The 19,000-nt window shown below is 69.1% G+C and carries 17 protein-coding genes; 8 read left to right on the forward strand and 9 right to left on the reverse strand.

Translation table 11 applies throughout. The features are described 5' to 3' along the window. Positions 1-96 precede the first annotated feature (96 nt). Genes AC3E6M_RS09615 through sdhC form a run of 4 tightly spaced genes read right to left on the reverse strand, consistent with a single transcriptional unit; the run spans position 97 to position 3,650 of the window. Positions 97-885 (reverse strand): succinate dehydrogenase iron-sulfur subunit, encoded by a 789-nt coding sequence (locus tag AC3E6M_RS09615; RefSeq protein WP_230008929.1) that lies wholly within the window; start codon positions 883-885, stop codon positions 97-99. Beyond that, positions 885-2,714 (reverse strand): succinate dehydrogenase flavoprotein subunit, encoded by a 1,830-nt coding sequence (gene sdhA / locus AC3E6M_RS09620; protein WP_490529735.1) that lies wholly within the window; start codon positions 2,712-2,714, stop codon positions 885-887. Before sdhA ends, AC3E6M_RS09615 begins: the two co-directional genes overlap by 1 nt. Before the next feature lie 46 nt (positions 2,715-2,760). Continuing rightward, positions 2,761-3,216: a succinate dehydrogenase hydrophobic membrane anchor subunit gene (locus tag AC3E6M_RS09625; RefSeq protein WP_138175180.1), complete on the reverse strand. Its 456-nt coding sequence runs from the start codon at positions 3,214-3,216 to the stop codon at positions 2,761-2,763. Further along, complete coding sequence (gene sdhC, locus AC3E6M_RS09630) at positions 3,216-3,650, reverse strand: succinate dehydrogenase, cytochrome b556 subunit (protein ID WP_138175178.1); 435 nt, start codon at positions 3,648-3,650, stop codon at positions 3,216-3,218. The genes AC3E6M_RS09625 and sdhC overlap by 1 nt, the downstream gene beginning before the upstream one ends. Positions 3,651-3,865: 215 nt before the next feature. On the opposite strand from sdhC, the gene AC3E6M_RS09635 reads away from it, so the two are divergent. The 8 genes from AC3E6M_RS09635 to AC3E6M_RS09670 all read left to right on the forward strand — a co-directional run bounded on the left by AC3E6M_RS09635 (position 3,866) and on the right by AC3E6M_RS09670 (position 13,469). After that, positions 3,866-4,984: a mannose-1-phosphate guanylyltransferase gene (locus AC3E6M_RS09635; protein WP_138175176.1), complete on the forward strand. Its 1,119-nt coding sequence runs from the start codon at positions 3,866-3,868 to the stop codon at positions 4,982-4,984. A 194-nt stretch (positions 4,985-5,178) separates the two neighbouring features. Next, a complete protein-coding gene (locus AC3E6M_RS09640) occupies positions 5,179-6,279 on the forward strand; it encodes a BMP family lipoprotein (protein WP_252370971.1) in 1,101 nt (366 codons plus the stop codon). Positions 6,280-6,433: 154 nt separating this feature from the next. Next, positions 6,434-7,954 (forward strand): ABC transporter ATP-binding protein, encoded by a 1,521-nt coding sequence (locus tag AC3E6M_RS09645; protein WP_138175174.1) that lies wholly within the window; start codon positions 6,434-6,436, stop codon positions 7,952-7,954. Continuing rightward, positions 7,951-9,315 carry an ABC transporter permease gene (locus tag AC3E6M_RS09650; RefSeq protein ID WP_490529736.1) on the forward strand — a complete coding sequence of 455 codons (1,365 nt, stop codon included), beginning with the start codon at positions 7,951-7,953 and terminating at the stop codon, positions 9,313-9,315. The genes AC3E6M_RS09645 and AC3E6M_RS09650 overlap by 4 nt, the downstream gene beginning before the upstream one ends. Beyond that, complete coding sequence (locus AC3E6M_RS09655; protein WP_490529737.1) at positions 9,312-10,607, forward strand: ABC transporter permease; 1,296 nt, start codon at positions 9,312-9,314, stop codon at positions 10,605-10,607. The genes AC3E6M_RS09650 and AC3E6M_RS09655 overlap by 4 nt, the downstream gene beginning before the upstream one ends. A 44-nt stretch (positions 10,608-10,651) precedes the next feature. Then, entirely contained in the window at positions 10,652-11,053 is a 402-nt protein-coding gene (locus AC3E6M_RS09660; protein ID WP_058595516.1) for a cytidine deaminase, read from the forward strand. Further along, complete coding sequence (locus tag AC3E6M_RS09665; protein WP_138175170.1) at positions 11,050-12,339, forward strand: thymidine phosphorylase; 1,290 nt, start codon at positions 11,050-11,052, stop codon at positions 12,337-12,339. The genes AC3E6M_RS09660 and AC3E6M_RS09665 overlap by 4 nt, the downstream gene beginning before the upstream one ends. 23 nt (positions 12,340-12,362) lie before the next feature. Further along, positions 12,363-13,469: an adenosine deaminase gene (locus AC3E6M_RS09670; protein WP_138175168.1), complete on the forward strand. Its 1,107-nt coding sequence runs from the start codon at positions 12,363-12,365 to the stop codon at positions 13,467-13,469. A 302-nt stretch (positions 13,470-13,771) separates the two neighbouring features. Here the strand turns inward: AC3E6M_RS09670 and AC3E6M_RS09675 are convergent, their stop codons facing one another. From AC3E6M_RS09675 to AC3E6M_RS09695, 5 genes are all read right to left on the reverse strand, one after another. Next, positions 13,772-14,620: a type IV toxin-antitoxin system AbiEi family antitoxin domain-containing protein gene (locus AC3E6M_RS09675; protein WP_490529738.1), complete on the reverse strand. Its 849-nt coding sequence runs from the start codon at positions 14,618-14,620 to the stop codon at positions 13,772-13,774. 216 nt (positions 14,621-14,836) lie between these two features. Then, positions 14,837-15,616 (reverse strand): alpha/beta hydrolase, encoded by a 780-nt coding sequence (locus AC3E6M_RS09680; RefSeq protein ID WP_490529739.1) that lies wholly within the window; start codon positions 15,614-15,616, stop codon positions 14,837-14,839. 1 nt (position 15,617) lies between these two features. Continuing rightward, positions 15,618-16,769, reverse strand: a complete 1,152-nt coding sequence (locus tag AC3E6M_RS09685; RefSeq protein WP_490529740.1) for a mannitol-1-phosphate 5-dehydrogenase — start codon at positions 16,767-16,769, stop codon at positions 15,618-15,620. Then, a complete protein-coding gene (locus AC3E6M_RS09690) occupies positions 16,766-17,203 on the reverse strand; it encodes a PTS mannitol transporter subunit IIA (RefSeq protein ID WP_292903383.1) in 438 nt (145 codons plus the stop codon). Before AC3E6M_RS09690 ends, AC3E6M_RS09685 begins: the two co-directional genes overlap by 4 nt. A gap of 103 nt (positions 17,204-17,306) precedes the next feature. Further along, positions 17,307-18,965, reverse strand: coding sequence for a PTS mannitol transporter subunit IIBC (locus tag AC3E6M_RS09695; protein ID WP_138175158.1), 1,659 nt, complete (start codon positions 18,963-18,965; stop codon positions 17,307-17,309). Positions 18,966-19,000 lie beyond the last annotated feature (35 nt).

Below are 19,000 nucleotides of genomic sequence, written 5' to 3' on the forward strand. Positions count from 1 at the left end.
GCCTAATGAATGGACGCCGCGGCCCCACGATGACCGCCCGGGCACGACGAACGGCGGGGCGCCGGAGCGCACCCGCCGTTCGAGAGAGGGGAGGGGTCAACGGCCGCCGCGAAGGACCGCCTGCTTGACCTCGGCGATCGCCTTGGTGACCTCGATGCCGCGCGGGCACGCTTCGGTGCAGTTGAAGGTCGTGCGGCAGCGCCACACGCCCTCCTTGTCGTTGAGGATGTCCAGGCGCACGTCGCCCGCGTCGTCGCGCGAGTCGAAGATGAACCGGTGGGCGTTCACGATCGCGGCGGGGCCGAAGTACTGCCCGTCGGTCCAGAACACCGGGCACGACGAGGTGCACGCGGCGCACAGGATGCACTTCGTGGTGTCGTCGAAGACCTCGCGGTCGACGATCGACTGGATGCGCTCCTTGCCCGCCTCCGGCTTGCTGCTGGAGATCAGGAACGGCTGCACCTCGCGGTAGGAGGCGAAGAACGGCTCCATGTCGACGATGAGGTCCTTCTCGAGCGGCAGACCCTTGATGGCCTCGACGTAGATCGGCTGCGAGATGTCGAGATCCTTGATCAGCGTCTTGCAGGCCAGGCGGTTGCGGCCGTTGATGCGCATGGCATCCGAACCGCAGATGCCGTGCGCGCAGGAGCGACGGAACGACAGCGAGCCGTCGACCTCCCACTTGATCTTGTGGAGCGCGTCCAGCACGCGGTCGGTGGAGTAGAGCTCCACGTCATAGTCGACCCAGCGCGGCTCGTCGTCGACCTCGGGGTCGAACCGACGGATGTTGAACGTGACCAGGAACGACTGGATGCCGGTGTCCTCGGGTGTCTGCTCGATGTCGGCGGGGGCGTCGGTCGTGGTGTCGAGCGCGGTCGCGGCCATCAGTACTTCCTCTCCAGCGGCGGGTAGCGCAGCTCCCCGGCCTCGTTCTTGGTGAAGACCACGGGCTTCCAGCCGAGCTCGATGTGATCGGCGGGGTGCGACGAGTGGGGGTCGCCCGACAGGTACGCCATGGTGTGCTGCATGTAGTTCTCGTCGTCGCGCGTGGGGAAGTCGTCGCGCATGTGACCGCCGCGGCTCTCTTCCCGGTTCTGCGCCGAGTACACCACGACCTCGGCGAGGTCGAGCAGGAAGCCCAGCTCGACCGCCTCGAGCAGGTCGGTGTTGTACCGCTTGCCCTTGTCGTCGACGTGGATGTTCTTGAAGCGCTCGCGCAGGTCGGCGATGACGTCGAGCACGTGGGCGAGGGACTCGTGCGTGCGGAACACCTGCGCGCCCTTGTCCATTTCGTCTTGCAGCGTCTTGCGGAGGACGGCGATGCGCTCGGTCCCGCCGTTGCCGCGCAGGCCCTCGATGAGCTCGCGGACCTCCTTCGCCGGATCCTCGGGAAGCGGGACGAAGTCGGCGGTCTTGACGTACTCGACCGCGTTGCGACCGGCGCGCTTGCCGAACACGTTGATGTCCAGCAGCGAGTTCGTGCCGAGGCGGTTCGACCCGTGCACGGACACGCAGGCGCATTCGCCGGCCGCGTACAGCCCCGGGACGACGGTGTCGTTGTCGGCGAGGACCTCGGCCTTGATGTTGGTGGGGATGCCGCCCATCGCGTAGTGCGCGGTCGGCATGACCGGCACCGGCTCGACGACCGGGTCGACGCCGAGGTACGTGCGGGCGAACTCGGTGATGTCGGGAAGCTTGGTCTCCAGCACCTCGGCGCCCAGGTGCGTGCAGTCCAGCAGCACGTAGTCGCGGTGGGGGCCGGCGCCGCGGCCCTCGGCGACCTCTTGCACCATGCAGCGCGCGACGATGTCGCGCGGCGCGAGGTCCTTGATCGTCGGGGCATAGCGCTCCATGAAGCGCTCACCGCTGGCGTTGCGCAGGATCGCGCCCTCGCCGCGGGCACCCTCGGTCAGCAGGATGCCGAGACCGGCCAGGCCGGTGGGGTGGAACTGGAAGAACTCCATGTCCTCGAGGGGGAGGCCCTTGCGCCAGACGATGCCCACGCCGTCACCGGTGAGGGTGTGGGCGTTCGAGGTCGTCTTGAAGATCTTGCCGAAGCCGCCCGTGGCGAAGATGACCGCCTTGGACTGGAAGACGTGGAGGTCGCCCGTGGCCAGCTCGTAGGCGACGACGCCGGCGATCTGTGTGAGCCCCGCGTCGTCCTTCACCGTGACGAGGTCGAGCACGTAGAACTCGTTGAAGAAGTTGATGCCGAGCTTGACGCAGTTCTGGAACAGCGTCTGCAGGATCATGTGTCCCGTGCGGTCGGCGGCGTAGCAGGCGCGACGCACCGGGGTCTTGCCGTGATCGGCCGTGTGCCCGCCGAAGCGGCGCTGGTCGATCTTGCCCTCGGGCGTGCGGTTGAACGGCAGGCCCATGTTCTCGAGGTCGATGACGGCGTCGATGGCCTCTTTGGCGAGGATCTCCGCGGCATCCTGGTCGACGAGGTAGTCGCCGCCCTTGATGGTGTCGAAGGTGTGCCACTCCCAGGAGTCCTCTTCGACGTTGGCGAGGGCCGCAGCCATCCCGCCCTGCGCCGCACCGGTGTGCGAGCGGGTCGGGTACAGCTTCGAGATGACCGCGGTCTTCGCGCCCGGGCCGGCCTCGATCGCCGCGCGCATGCCGGCGCCGCCGGCCCCGACGATGACGACGTCGAACTGGTGATAATGCACGCCGTCCTTGACGATCGTGTCCGCGCTGTTCTGAGTGCTCACGTGTGCAATGCCTCTGCTGTGTCAGTCGGAAGGAGGATGCCGCGGCTCACGCCTGGCAGATCTCCCACAGGGAGCTGCTCTCGGTGACGCCGAGGCAGGGGTCGAAAGTGAAGACCACGAGCGTGCCGAGGAGGATCAGGAATGCGGCCGAGAGGCCGATCGACCACACCAGGATGCTGCGGACCTTCGCGTTCGTGACGTAGTCGTTGACGATGGTGCGCATGCCGTTGGCGCCGTGGATGAGCGCGAGCCAGAGCATCAGCACGTCCCACCACTGCCAGAACGGCGAGGCGAGCTTGCCCGCGACGAACGCGAAGTCGATCTGGTGGATGCCGTCACCCGTCATCAGGTTGACGAAGAGGTGGCCGAAGATGAGGACGATCAGCAGCACGCCGGAGGCGCGCATGTAGATCCATCCCCACTTCTCGAGGTTCGAGCCCTTCTTGCGCACGGCGGGGGTGCGGGGGGCGGGAATAGTGCTGGCTTCCTGGGCGACGGACATCAGTGGCTCCCCGTGACGGCGCTGAAGACGTTGATGAGGTGGCGCGGCGTGAAGCCGAGCATCGTCACGACCCAGAGTCCCAGGACGCCCCACCACAACTGGCGCTGGTGACGCGTGGCCCAGGGCCAGAAGTCCACCAGGATGATGCGGAGGCCGTTGTAGGCGTGGTAGGCGATGGCGCCCACGAGAGCGACCTCGCCGAGACCCATGATCGGGTTCTTGTACGTGCCGATGACGGCGTCGTACGCCTCGGGGGAGACGCGGATGAGCGCCGTGTCGAGGATGTGCACGAGCAGGAAGAAGAAGATCGCCACACCGGTGATGCGGTGCAGGACCCACGACCACATTCCCTCTCGGCCGCGGTAGAGCGTCCCGCGGGGCACCCGCGAAGTCGTCTCCTTCACCGACGGCGTGGCACGTGTTGGTGCTGACACGGTCGTCCTCCCTGATCGAACACGGTGTGGGAGCCGAAACAGGGCTCCAAGCGTCACACGGGCGCCATTGAATACTACGTCCGGGCTATGAAAGCGGGGGATTAGGCCCGCCTAAGACTCTCTCGACGTCGAGATAGTTTCGGGCGGGTTTCCACCCTCGGTCGGGTGTGAGAACCGGTGGGGGCGGTGCGGGTCCGCCCGGTAGGGTCGGTGCCATGGCCGAACCTGCTATCGACGACTTCTACGCCGTGATCCCCGCCGGTGGGATCGGCAGCCGCCTGTGGCCCCTCTCCCGCGCGGACGCCCCCAAGTTCCTGCACGACCTGACCGGCTCCGGTCAGACGCTGCTGCGCGACACGTGGGACCGCCTGGCCCCCCTCTCGGGATCCGATCGGATCGCCGTGGTCACCGGTCGCGCCCACCGCGCGGCCGTGGAGCGGGAGCTGCCCGGGGTGCCCGACCACAACGTGTTCCTCGAGTCCGAGCCGCGGGACTCCTCCGCCGCCATCGGCCTGGCCGCCGCGATCCTCGTCCGCCGCGAGCCCGACGTCATCATCGGCTCGTTCGCCGCCGACCACGTCATCCGCCAGACCCGGCAGTTCGACTTCGCCGTGCGCCAGGCGGTCGCGGTGGCGCGAGCGGGCTACATCTGCACCATCGGCATCCAGCCCAGCGAGCCCTCGGTCGGCTTCGGCTACATCAAGCAGGCCGATGAGCTCATCGTCGACGGCGCCCCCGAGGCCTATATGGTGGAGCGCTTCGTCGAGAAGCCCGACCTCGAGACAGCCAAGGCGTACTTCACCGACCGCGCGTACCTCTGGAACGCGGGCATGTTCATCACCCGCGCCGACGTGCTGCTGGCCGAGCTGGCCGTGAACGAGCCGGAGCTGCACGCGGGTCTGCTCGAGCTGGCCGACGCGTGGGACGATCGCGATCGCCGCGGCCCCGCGGTCGACCGGATCTGGCCCGGCCTGAAGAAGATCGCCATCGACTACTCCGTCGCGGAGCCCGCCGCCGAGAAGGGTCGCCTGGCGGTCATCCCGGGGCACTTCGACTGGGACGACGTGGGCGACTTCGCGAGCCTGTCCAAGCTCAACTCCTCGGGCGGCCGAAACGAGCTGGCGATCCTCGGCGAGGACGCGCGCGTGCTCTCCGACGCCTCCAGCGGCATCGTGGTGTCGCAGACCAAGCGCGTCATCAGCCTGATCGGGGTGCGGGACATCGTCGTGGTCGACACTCCGGACGCGCTCCTGGTCACCACCAGCGAGAACGCGCAGCGGGTCAAGGGCGTCGTCGACGCGCTCAAGCTCACCGGTCGCGGCGACGTGCTCTGATACCGGATGCCGCTGCCCGCGGCATCCAGTCCCGCCGCGATCGACTCGTGTGGCGTGCGCATGACGCGAGATTGCGTCTTTGTAACCATTGGGGCGCACGGGCCTCCGCGGGGCGCAAGCGATTCGTCACAGTGGGTAACGTGACTCCATCGTCCCCCGAACCCGTTGGGGGCCCCCGTCTTGGAGGACCATTCGTGAAGACCACGAAGAAGGCCGTCGTCAGCGGCCTCGCGATGATCGGCGCGGCCGTGCTGCTCGCCGGCTGCGGTGCCGCGCCCGAGAGCAACGGCTCGTCGGCCGCTGCCGGTGCCAGCGACTACCTGCCCTGCATGGTGTCGGACGCCGGCGGCTTCGACGACAAGTCGTTCAACCAGCTCGGCAAGGAGGGCGTCGACGAGGCGGCCTCGCAGCTCGGCTCGAAGACCCCCATCGAGGTCGAGTCGCAGTCCGAGACCGACTACGCCTCCAACCTCCAGAGCCTGGTCGACCAGGGCTGCAACACGATCGTCACGGTCGGCTTCCTCCTCGCCCCCGCGGCGCTCGAGTCGGCCAAGGCGAACACCGATCTGCAGTACGTCTCGATCGACGACACGGTCGACAGCGACTTCGACGGCAAGACCGACGCTCCCAACATCAAGCCGATCATCTTCGACACCGCGCAGGCCGCGTACCTCGCCGGCTACCTCGCCGCGGGCGTCTCGAAGACCGGCGTCGTCGGCACCTTCGGTGGAATGAACATCCCGACCGTCACGATCTTCATGGACGGCTTCGCCCAGGGCGTCGAGAAGTACAACACCGACAACGGCACGTCCGTGCGCGTCGTCGGCTGGGACCGCACCGCCAAGGACGGCTCCTTCACCGGTGGGTTCGAGGCCAACGACACCGCGCGCCAGACCGCGCAGGCCATCATCGACCAGAACGTCGACGTGCTGCTGCCCGTCGGTGGCCCGGTCTACCAGTCGGCCGCCGTCGCCATCCAGGACGCGGGTCGCGAGATCGCGCTCGTCGGCGTCGATGCCGACGTGTTCCAGACCGACCCCTCCGTGGGCGACCTGCTGCTGACCTCGATCCTCAAGGGCATTGACGTGGGCACCAAGGACGCCATCGTGGCCGCCGGTAACGGCGAGTTCGACGCGGCGCCGTTCGTCGGCACGCTCGAGAACGAGGGCGTCGGCCTCGCGCCGTACCACGACTGGTCCGACCGCGTGCCCGCCGAGCTGACCACCAAGGTCGATGCGCTCAAGGCCGACATCATCAGCGGCAAGATCACGGTCGAGTCCTACCTGGCCGGCTGAGAGATCCACTCTCCCTGGGGAGGCCGGCTCCATGCCGGCCTCCCCTCCCTTATGGGGCTGCGCGATCGTCCGGCCCCGGACCGGACCCGCTCACGAGGGGGGTCCTCCCGCCGCACACCCCGCGTGCGGTGCCACAGAACCTAGGATCGGGAACATGAAGCTCGAACTCCGCGGGATCACGAAAACCTTCGGATCCCTGGTGGCGAACGATCACATCGACCTCACCGTCGAGGCCGGAGAGATCCACTGCCTGCTCGGCGAGAACGGTGCCGGCAAGTCCACCCTGATGAACGTCCTCTACGGCCTCTACCAGGCCGACGGGGGAGAGATCCTGCTGGACGACGCCGTCCAGCACTTCGCCGGACCCGGCGACGCGATGCGCGCCGGAATCGGCATGGTGCACCAGCACTTCATGCTCATCCCGGTCTTCACGGTCGCCGAGAACGTCATGCTCGGTCACGAGCCGACGAAGTTCGGCGGCCGTCTCGACCTGGCCGCCGCGCGAGCGAAGGTCACCGAGATCTCGGACCGGTTCGGGTTCGACGTCGACCCCGACGCGCTCGTGGACGACCTGCCCGTCGGCGTGCAGCAGCGCGTCGAGATCATCAAGGCGCTCTCCCGGGATGCCAAGGTGCTCGTGTTCGACGAGCCGACCGCCGTCCTCACTCCCCAGGAGACCGACGAGCTGATGGCCATCATGCGCCAGCTCCGTGATTCCGGGACCTCGATCGTCTTCATCACGCACAAGCTCCGCGAGGTGCGCGAGGTCGCGGACCGGATCACCGTCATCCGTCTCGGCAAAGTGGTCGGTGAGGCGGAGCCCACCGCCTCCAATGCCGAACTCGCGTCGCTCATGGTCGGCCGCGCGGTCGAGCTGACCGTGCACAAAGAGGCTCCGAAGCTCGGCGATGTCGCCCTGTCGGTCTCGAACCTCACCGTCGTCGACCCCGTCGGTCAGCTCGTCGTCAACGACGTCAGTTTCGAAGTGCGCCGGGGCGAGGTCCTCGCGATCGCCGGCGTGCAGGGCAACGGCCAGACCGAGCTCACCGAGGCCCTCGTCGGGCTGCAGGACCGGGCCGAAGGGTCGATCACGCTCGATGGCGTCGAGCTGAACGGCTCGTCGGTGCGCGCCGTGCTCGACGCCGGTGTCGGCTTCGTTCCCGAAGACCGCAAGGAAGACGGGCTGGTGGGGGAGTTCTCCATCGCCGAGAACCTCATGCTCGATCGCGCCGACGGTGCGCCGTTCGTGAAGGGCGGCACGCTCCAGCTGTCCACCCTGGCCGACTTCGCCCGCGAGAAGGTCACCGAGTTCGACGTCCGCACGCCGTCGATCGAGACACCGGTCGGTCGTCTCTCGGGCGGCAACCAGCAGAAGGTCGTGCTCGCGCGCGAGCTGAGCCGGGACCTTCGCCTGTTCGTCGCCGCCCAGCCCACGCGCGGCGTCGACGTGGGGTCGATCGAGTTCATCCACAAGCGCGTCATCGAGACCCGCGACGCGGGGGTGCCCGTGATCGTCGTGTCCACCGAGCTCGACGAGGTCACCGCCCTCGCGGACCGCATCATGGTCATGTACCGCGGTCGTGTGGTGGGCATCGTCCCGGGCGACACCTCGCGCGACGTCCTCGGCCTGATGATGGCTGGCGAAGCGCCCCAGAACGAAGGAGTCGCCGCGTGAGCGATCCGCACAGCCCACACGACCCGACGGCGGATCGCGCCGACCGCGCCGCCGAGGTGGCGGCCGCGACCGACGCCGACGTCGCCCTGGAGGGTTCCTCGGCCGTCGACCCTGCCGCAGGTGCCCGCGTCGTCGCTCCCGCGCCCGCCCCGGAGGAGAGCAGGTGGCGTCGCGCGCTGCGCGAGATCGCCACCGGCAACGCCATCATCTCGGTGCTCGCCGTCGTGCTCGCCCTGCTGGTCGGAGCGATCATGATCGCCGCGACCGATGAGCGCGTCCAGGTCACCGCCGGGTACTTCTTCGCTCGCCCAAGCGACATGCTCGCCGCGATCTGGCAGTCGGTCTCGGGTGCGTATGCGTCGTTCTTCCAGGGAGCGATCTACAACTTCCGTCGGCCCGATTTCGCCACGGGGATCCGTCCGCTCACCGAGACGCTCACTTTCGCGACCCCGCTGATCGCGGCAGGTCTCGGCGTGGCCCTGGCCTTCCGCGTCGGCATGTTCAACATCGGTGGTCGCGGCCAGATGCTGGTCGCCGCGGCCGCCGGCGGGTACGTCGCGTTCGCCTTCGACCTGCCGTGGGGCCTGCACGCCCTCGTCGCTCTCGTCGCCGGTGTCGTGGCGGGTGCGCTGTGGGCCGGCATCGCCGGTGTCCTCAAGGCCCGCACCGGGGCGCACGAGGTGATCGTGACGATCATGCTGAACTACGTCGCGTTCTACCTCGTCTACTACATGCTGCGCACCCCCGGTCTGCTGCAGGCCCCGGGCTCGAGCAACCCCACCACGCCCGCGATGAAGGAGACGGCGGTCTTCCCCGACCTCCTCGGCTCGGGCTACAACCTGCACTTCGGGTTCCTTCTCTCGCTCGCCGCCGTCGTGCTGGTGTGGTGGATCCTGGAGCGCTCCTCGCTCGGCTTCCGGTTCCGCGCCGTCGGGCTCAATCCGAACGCGGCCCGTGTCGCGGGCATCAACGTCAAGTCGATGTACGTCTACGCGATGCTCATCTCCGGCGCCCTCATCGGCCTCGCGGGCGTCGACCAGGTGCTGGGCACGGTCACCACCGGATTCTCCAGCGGCATCGACGCGGGCATCGGGTTCGACGCCATCACGGTGGCGTTGCTGGGCCGCTCCACTCCGGTCGGCGTGCTGGTGGCCGGCATCCTGTTCGGTGCGTTCAAGGCCGGTGGCTTCGCCATGCAGGCCGCAAACGGCGTCCCGATCGACATCGTCCTGGTCGTGCAGTCGCTCATCGTGCTGTTCATCGCGGCACCGCCGCTGGTGCGCGCGATCTTCCGCCTGCCGGCCCCCGGGGCGCGCCAGCCCACGGTGCGCGCGGCCAAGAAGAAGGAGGCGGCCCGATGAGCACCACCACCGCACACCCCGAGGCCGGATCCGCGCCCGCGCTGGACACCGCTGTCGTGGTCAGCTGGAAGGCCCCGATCGTCTACGGCGTCATCACGGTGCTCGCCGCCGTCCTGTTCGTCGTCGCCCGCCAGGACGGCGATGCCGTCTTCCGCATCTCGAGCCCCGGCGAGTTCATCCAGCTGCCCGAGGTCGTCCTCGGCGGCGTCGTCACCGGCATCGTCTGCACCGTGCTGCTGGCCCTCGTCACGCTCACGAGCGTCCTGATGGTCCGCGCTCACCGTCGCCCGCCGATCTGGCTGGCCGTCATCTTCGCCCTGGTCTTCATGGTCGGGTTCCTGACGTGGGCCGCCGCGGGCGCCACCACGTCGGTCATCCCGCTCACGGGCCTGCTCGCGGGCGGATTGAGCCTGTCGGTGCCGCTCATCTTCGGTGCCATGGCCGGTGTGCTGAGCGAACGTGTCGGCGTGGTCAACATCGCGATCGAGGGCCAGCTGCTGGCCGGTGCGTTCACCTCTGCGATCGTGGCCACGGCGACGGGCAACCCGTTCATCGGCCTCCTCGCTGCGGGTGTCTCGGGTGTCCTCGTCTCGTTCGTGCTCGCGGCGTTCGCGATCAAGTACTTCGTCGACCAGGTCATCGTCGGTGTCGTGTTGAACGTGCTGGTCGTGGGGTTGACGAGCTTCCTCTTCTCGCAGCTGTTGGCACCCAACGCCGCCACCCTCAACTCCCCGCCGCGCTTCCCGCGTCTGCCGATCCCCGTCCTCTCGGACATCCCGATCATCGGCCCGATGCTGTTCAACCAGACGATCATCGTGTACATCATGTACGTCACGGTCGCGGTCGTGTACGTCGGCTTGTTCCACACCCGGTGGGGCCTCCGCCTGCGCGCCGTCGGCGAGCACCCTCAGGCGGCGGACACCGTGGGCATCAACATCGCCCGCACCCGGTTCTGGAACGTCTCGCTGGGCGGTGCGATCGCGGGTCTGGGTGGCGCGTTCTTCACCCTCGGCTCGGTCGGTGCCTTCAACAAAGAGATGACGGCCGGCGCGGGGTACATCGCCCTCGCGGCGGTCATCTTCGGCCAGTGGGACCCGATCCGTGCGACGCTCGCCGCGCTGCTGTTCGGGTTCGCGTCCAACCTGCAGAACACCCTCGGCGTCATCGGGTCTCCCGTGCCGAGCGAGTTCATGCTGATGCTGCCGTACGTCGTGACGATCTTCGCCGTCGCGGGACTGGTCGGAAAGGTCCGCGGGCCCGCGGCCGCCGGCAAACCGTACGTCAAGGGCTGACCCGGCCCGCCTTCCCCCTTCACGAGAGGACCCCCTGCACCACGATGACCGACATCGACTGGGACGAACTGCGTTCCGCCGCCACCGAGGCGATGCATCGCGCCTACGCGCCCTACTCCCGCTTCAAGGTGGGGGCCGCGGCCCTCGTCGCCGACGGCCGCATCGTCTCGGGGTGCAACGTCGAGAACGCCTCGTACGGCGTCACCCTGTGCGCTGAGTGCGGCCTGGTGTCCGAACTGCACATGAGCGGAGGCGGCCAGTTGGTCGCGTTCGTCTGCGTGGACGGTGAGGGGCGCACGCTCATGCCGTGCGGGCGGTGCCGGCAGCTGCTGTTCGAGCACGCGATCCCGGGCATGCTGCTCGAGACCGTCAGCGGCATCCGGACGATCGACGAAGTCCTGCCCGACGCCTTCGGGCCGCGTGACCTCGAGGAGGCGGCTCGATGAGCGCCGAACAGTACGACGCCGTCGACATCATCCGTGCCCAGCGTGACGGGCGGGCGATCACCGAGGGCGAGATCCGCTGGCTCGTCGACGCCTACACACGCGGCTACGTCATGGACGCACAGATGTCGGCGTTCACGATGGCGGTGCTCCTGAACGGCCTCGGCCGCGACCAGATCCGGGTGCTGACGGATGCCATGATCGCCTCGGGCGAGCGCATGGACTTCTCGTCGCTCGACAAGCCCACGGTCGACAAGCACTCGACCGGTGGCGTGGGCGACAAGATCACGCTGCCGCTCGCGCCGCTCGTCGCCGCGTTCGGGGTGGCCGTGCCGCAGCTCTCGGGCCGCGGTCTGGGGCACACCGGCGGCACGCTCGACAAGCTCGAGTCCATCCCGGGGTGGCGCGCGGCGCTGTCCAACGACGAGATCCTCGCGCAGCTCGCCGACGTGGGCGCCGTGATCTGCGCGGCCGGCACGGGCCTGGCCCCCGCCGACAAGAAGCTCTACGCGCTGCGCGACGTCACCGGCACGGTCGAGGCGATCCCGCTGATCGCGTCGAGCATCATGTCGAAGAAGATCGCCGAGGGCACCGACTCCCTCGTGCTCGACGTGAAGTTCGGCTCCGGCGCCTTCATGCAGGACATCGACCGGGCCCGCGAGCTCGCCGAGACCATGGTCGCCCTCGGCACCGACTCGGGCGTGAACACCACGGCGCTCCTCACCGACATGAACACCCCGCTCGGCCGAGCGATCGGCAACGCCAACGAGGTGCGCGAGTCGGTCGAGGTCCTGGCCGGCGGTGGTCCCGCCGACGTCGTCGAGCTGACCGTCGCTCTCGCGCGCGAGATGCTGACGCTCGCCGGACGTCCGGACGCCGATGTCGAGGCGGCCTTGGCCGACGGCCGCGCGATGGACGTGTGGAAGCGCATGATCCGCGCCCAGGACGGCGATCCGGATGCCGCCCTCCCGGCGCCGCGCGAGACCCACACGGTCGTCGCCGAGCGGGCGGGGGTCGTCACGCGCGTCGAGGCGCTGCCGTTCGGCATCGGGGCCTGGCGCCTGGGGGCGGGACGCGCGCGCGCCGAGGATGCCGTCGTGCACGCCGCGGGCATCGACTTGCACGTCACGGTCGGGGATTCCGTCGCGGCCGGTCAGCCGCTGTTCACCCTGTCGGCCGATGATGAGACGCGCTTCGAGCGCGCCCTCGCCGCGGTCGACGGCGCGTGGGAGATCGGCGACGCCGCTCCCGCGCGCACCACGCTCGTGCGCGAGCGCATCACTGCGTGATGGCATCCGACCCGAGGAGCACCATGGCCACCGACGACGTCCGTATCCAGGGCAAGAAGCTGCACGACCTGCCGAAGGTGTCGCTGCACGACCACCTCGACGGGGGGATGCGGGCGCAGACGGTGCTCGAGCTGGCCGACGAGCTCGACCTCGACGTCCCGGCCGACGACGCCGAGGGGCTCGAGGACTGGTTCTCGGACCACGTCGACTCCGGTTCGCTCGAGGACTACCTCGAGAAGTTCTCGCTCACGGTCGGCGTCCTGCAGACCCGCGAGGGTCTCGTGCGCGCCGCCAAGGAGTTCGTCGAGGACCTCGCCGAGGACGGCGTCGTCTACGCGGAGATGCGGTGGGCTCCCGAGCAGCACCTGACGCGCGGCCTCAGCCTCGACGACGTCGTGGACGCGGTTCAGGAGGGCATCGAAGAGGGCGAGGATGCCGCTGACGCGCGCGGCAAGGACATCCGCGTGGGGCAGCTGCTCACCGCGATGCGGCAGGGATCGCGGTCGCGGGAGATCGCCGAGCTCGCGGTGTCGTGGCGCAGCCGCGGCGTGGTCGGCTTCGACCTCGCCGGCCCCGAGGACGGATTCCCGGCCTCGGATCACCGCGCGGCCTTCGACTATCTCGCCGAGCATTTCTTCCCCACGACGGTGCACGCCGGTGAAGGGGCGGGGCTGGCATCCATTCGTTCGGCGCTGCTCGACGGGCGGGCTCTGCGCCTCGGACACGGTGTGCGTATCGCCAACGACCTCGACGTCGTCTCGCGCGAGGGCGAAGAGGTTCTGGTCACTTTCGGCGACATGGCGCGCTGGGTGCGCGACCGCGAGATCACGCTCGAGCTTTCGCCGACGTCGAACCTGCAGAGCGGGGCGGTCACGGCCTGGGGCGACACGATGGACGCCCACCCGTTCGACCTGCTCTACCAGCTGGGCTTCTCGGTGACGGTGAACGTCGACAACCGCCTCATGAGCCGCACGACCCTGACGCGCGAGCTGGCGCTGCTGGCGCAGGCGTTCGACTACGACCTCGACGACCTCGAGGCCTTCCAGCTCAACGCCGCGGCCGGTGCGTTCCTGCCGGTCGAGGAGCGCGAGGAGCTCATCGAGATCATCGCCGAGGGCTTCCAGCGCTGACGCGCCGCAGTGCGGCGCGCCGGTGTCGGTGCCACCCCTTCGACGGGACGCGCCCCACGCGTGCGAATCTCCTGAGATCTGTGCTCTAGCCGTCCGCGCGGCCCCGTTCCGGTCCGTCACCGCCCCGTTCCTCAGAAGCTTCGCCCGTTCTCACGCCCGGGCCGCGGCCGACCTGCCGTCCAAACCGGTGGCCGCCCCGGGGCGGGTGGGTCGGTGAGGGCGCGCACGGGCGTGCGAAACTCCTGAGATTTCGGCCCTTTCGGCGGTATGGACCGGAGTGGCGGGTGCGGCTGTACGGAAGGTCAGGAGTTTCGCCCGGGGGCGCCGTGCGCCAGGACGCGCTGGAGTGCGGCGCGGACGCGGTCGGGACGGTACAGGATGTCCTCGGCGAGCAGGCGAAGCGTCACGTAGCCCCGCTCCAGAGCCGCCATGTCGCGTCGCCGGTCGTTCTTGTGCACGTGCCAGGTGCCGTGGAACTGCGCGCTGTCGCACTCGACGATGAGCCAACCGTCGACCAGCAGATCGACGCGCCCGACGCCGTCGATGCGTACCTGCACGTCGACCCGGCAACCGAGGTGTCGCAGGAGGAGCCGGACGAGTGTTTCGGTCCCCGCCTCTGCGCGCGGATCCAACAGCCCTCGCAGTACCTGGAAGCGACGCGGCACGCGCGCGAAGACCTCGCCGATCCCGGCCTCGTCGACGAGGCCGAGGTGCCAGGCGCTGTCGAGCGTCGCGACGGCCGATCGCGGAGGTTGGCACCGGATCGCCTGCGCAAGGGCTTCCACTATATGGACCACGGATCGGTCTCGCCGCGCAGCGCTCGGTCTCCAGTGGTACACCACGCCGTCGGGTGCCGGTGGGCGTCGGCTGGCCAGGGGATCCTGTTGCACGTGACCGTCCGTGTGGTGGTGAACGAACACGCCGTACAGCGCCAGAAGGCTGATGCAGTCGAGCCGACCGCCCAGGCCCGCCGCCGTGACGATGGAGTCGGGGGTGCCTGCCACGACGAACCTGCCCTGACGCACGCGCACGAGGGTGCCGTCGGCAACGGCGCGGGCGAGAGCACGACGCGACCACCCCGCCGCATGGAGGTCGCGGGTCGCCCACACCATCTCGTGGTTTTCGTCGGACCGAGGGTCTGCGGATGCCATGGGCACACCCTGGCCGCCTCGCGAGGCGTTGCGTGGTCACGGGCGCCCGAGCTGTGGATAACGGCGGGAGGGCAGGGGGAGTCGCCCCGGACCGCCTCGGGCGAAACTCCTGAATCCTGGCGCCGCGTGAGCAATCGGGGGCAGTGCCGACGCGGAACGGGCCGGTTTCTCAGGAGTTTCGCCCGCGCGGACACCGGCGCACGCCACCCGGCCGCGTCAGCGCGTCGGCAGGAACGCGCCCAGCTGCTCGGCGATGATGCGGTCGACCTCGGCGGAGTCGGCGGTCGGGGTGCCGTCGCCGGCCTGGGGGCCGTAGGCGCCGAACGACGCGTGCGAGGCCCCGGGGATCTCGACGAAGGTCGTGTCGGCGGGCAGCAGCGTCGCGGCGTCGGCGATCTTCTGCGGGGTCGAGAGGCCGTCCTCCGACCCCGACAGGCTCAGCACCGGGAGTCCGGATGCCGACAGGTCGGTGGCGCAGTACGAAGCGAAGAGCACCAGGGCGTCGGCGTCCCCGGCGAGCTGACACGCCCGCACGCCGCCGAGCGAGTGCCCGCCGACGGCCCACGCCCGGACGTCGGGAGCGAGATCGGTGAAGGTCGACAGCGGCCGCGGATCGAAGAAGGCCAGGTTCAGCCAGGGGCGGGTGATCACGACCGTCACTCCGTCGTCGACCACCGTGTCGGCGAACGTCGCGACGTAGCCGAGCGCGTCGACCTTGGCGCCCGGGATGAACACGAGGCCCCGCCCGGTGTCGCCGGCGGTGGGCGAGAGCACGATACCCGCCCCGTCCTCGGCGATCGTCAGCCCGGGGTTGGCGCGTGCCTCGGCCAGCGGATCGGCTTCGGCACCCATCACGCCCACCTGCGTGTAGATCAGGATGCCGACCACCAGCAGCAGCACGAGGGCGCCGAGGCCCCCGAGGATCCAGCGCAGGAGACGGAAACGCCGACGGGGCGCACGGGGCGCCCCGTCGGCGGACGGAGTGGTGTCGGTCACCTCAGGAGCGTAACGCCGCCTGTCGTGCCGCGACGATCTCGACGATGCGGGCGAACAGCGGGTGCTCGGGCGCGAGTCCGGTCACCTGCGCGGTGAAGGCCGTGGCATCCAGTTCGCCGAGGAGTCGCTGCAGATCCACGGCCTGTGCGTCCTCGGCATCCTCGAACTCCAGGGCGGCGGCCATCGCGGACACGAGCGCGTCCACGGGCAGCCCCCGTTCGATCGCCTCGGCCGCGGGGCCGACGAACCGCTCATGCCGCGAGAGCTTACGCAACGGCTGGCGGCCGACGCGCCACACGGTGTCCGGCAGTGCGGGGTTGCGGAAGCGTCGCAGGATCGTGGCGCGGTACTGGCCCTGCACCTCGGCGTCGAGCTCGTGCTTCTGCACGAGGAGAGCGCTGGTCTCCTCGAGCGCCGCCTCGACGTTCGCGGCGATCTCCGGGTCGGACAGCGCGTCCGAGATGCGCTCGATCCCGGCGCGGGCGCCGAAGTACGCCGTCGCCGCGTGACCGGTGTTGACGGTGAAGAGCTTGCGCTCGATGTACGGCGTGAGATCGTCGACGAAGTGCGCGCCGGGAATGTGCGGCGGTTCGTCACCGAACGGCCCGCGCTCGATCGCCCACTCGTAGAACGGCTCGACGGTCACGTCGACACCGCCGACGGCCTGCGCCGGAACGATGCGGTCGACCGCGGTGTTGGCGAACACCGCGCGGGCGTCCAGTGCGTCCCAGGACTCTGCGGCGATGTCGACCACGTGCTCGCGCAACTGATCGGTGGCGCCGATGGCGTTCTCGCACGCCATGATCTGCAGCGGCGGGAGCGAGGGGTCGCGGAGGGCGAGACCGGCGACGATGTGCGGGGCGACGAACTTCAGGATCGTGGGGCCGACGGCGGTGGTCACCACGTCGGCGGTCGCGATCTCGTCGACGAGGGCCTCGGCATCCGTCGAGCTGTCGATGGCGCGGAAGCCGGTCACCGTCTTGTCGGTACCGCCGTCGCCGACCTCGTGGACGGTGTACTCGGATGCCGCGTTGATCGCCGCGACGAGGGCCGCGGAGACGTCGGAGAAGACCAGCTCGTAGCCGCCCTCGTGCAGCAGCAGACCGACGAAGCCGCGACCGATGTTGCCCGCGCCGAAGTGGACGGCCTTCATGCGTTGACGGAACCCGCGAGGGCCTCGAACAGCTCCTCAGCGGAGGAGACGGCCTTCAGGCGCGCGACATCGTCCTCGTCGGAGAAGAGGATGGCGATCTGCGACAGGATCTCGAGGTGCTCGTCGCCCTTGCCGGCGATGCCGATGACGAAGCTCACCGGCTCCCCGCCCCAGTCGACGCCGCCGTCGTAGCGGACCACGGAGAGACCAGAGGTCAGGATCGCCTGCTTGGTCTCGTTGGTGCCGTGGGGGATCGCGAGCTCGTTGCCCATGTAGGTGGACACGGTCTCCTCGCGCTGCTGCATGGCGGCGAAGTACTCACCGGTGACCGAGCCGGAGGCCTCGAGCAGGTCGGCCGCCTCCTTCATCGCCTCCTCGCGGGTGGCGCTGCCGGGATGGATACGGACGGATTCGATGCGGAGGACGTCTGACATGGTTCTCGCCTTTCTCGTCGTGCTCTCCAGCCTCGCAGGAAGCGGGCCGGACGGGAAGACGGAGGGGCCGGTGCGCCTGCCCCGGCCCCTCCGTGGGAGTGGATTACTTCGCGTCGTGCTGAACGCGGACCATCTCCACGACCTCGTCGTACTTCGGCGAGTTCATGAAGTTGTCCACCGACACGTGGATCGCGTCAGGCGACTGGGCCTTGGCGCGGTCGGTCAGCTGGTTCTGCGTGATGATCAGGTCGGCGGTGCCGTCGAGGTTCGCGATCGCCGCGTTGGTGACGGTGATCCCCTCGATGCCGGCCTTCTTGATCTTGTTGCGCAGGACGCTCGCGCCCATCGCGGAGGAGCCCATGCCGGCGTCGCACGCGAACACGATCGCGTTGACCTGTTTGGTCGCCACGGAGCCGCCGAGGCCACCCAGCGCGCCCTCGACGTCGCGGTCGGCCGACGCGGTCACGTCGCTCGAGCCGCGGTTGCGCAGCGCACCGAGGGTCGAGGACTCCTTGCCCTTGTTGGCTTCGGTCTGGTCGATCGCCGCGGCGAACGCGTCGTCGCCCTCGGCGGCCAGGTCGCGCTTGCGCGAGGCGCGGAGGATGACACCGGCCACCAGGAAGGTCACCACGGCGGCCACGACGACCGACAGGTACACGACCAGGAGGTTGCCCGGTCCCGCGCCGATCGCGGAAGCGGTCACGGCGATGATGCTGCCGGGAGCGGCCGGGAAGACCAGTCCGCCGCCGAAGAGCATGTTGGTCGTGACGCCCGCGGCGCCACCGGCGATGAGCGCGAGGATCGTCATGGGCTTCGCGAGGGCGTACGGGAAGTAGATCTCGTGGATGCCACCGAAGAACTGGATGATGATCGCGCCGGGGGCCGAGGCCTTCGCCGCGCCGACACCGAAGAAGGTGAAGGCGAGGAGCAGACCCAGACCGGGGCCGGGGTTGGCCTCGATGAGGAAGAGGATCGACTTGCCCGACTCGGCGGCCTGCTCGATGCCGAGCGGCGTGAACACGCCGTGGTTGATGGCGTTGTTGAGGAACAGCACCTTGGCCGGCTCGACGATGATCGACAGGAGCGGGAGCAGGTTGTACTGCACGAGCCAGCCGACGATGCCGCCCAGGAACGCGCTGACACCGAGGAACACGGGACCGAAGGCGAAGAAGCCGACGATCGCGAGAACCATGCCGAGGATGCCGGCGGAGAAGTTGTTGACCAGCATCTCGAAGCCGGGGCGGATCTTGCCGTCCCAGATCTTGTCCATCTGCTTGGTGATCCAGGCCGCGAGCGGGCCCATGATCATCGCGCCGAGGAACATCGGGATGTTCGTGCCGACGATGACGCCCATCACGGCGATCGTCGCGACCACGCCACCGCGAGCACCGTAGACCATGCGGCCACCGGTGTTGGCGATGAGCAGGGGCAGCAGGTACGTGATCATGACGCTGACCAGACCCACGTAGCCCTGGTAGGTGCCGTCGGTGCCCTCGGTGAGCGCCGTCATGGCGCCCGGCCAGCCGATCGCGGCGGCATCGCCGCCACCGCCGATGATCTCGGCCACGGGCGACCAGTGCCAACCGGCGCCGAAGGGGCTGTTCGCGCCGAAGAACCCGGCGGGAATGAAGAGCATCGTGATGAAGCCCCACGCGATGAACGCCGCGATGTTGGGCATGATCATGCCGGAGAGGAACGTGCCGAATCGCTGGACCGCGACGCGAGCACCTCCCGGCTTCTTGGTTGTCGACGCCGTCGTCATTGCTGTGTCTCCTTGTATCGAGATGCGGCCGGGGC

This window comes from Microbacterium sp. SCPM-O-B-15248 (M128) (genome assembly GCF_058214835.1).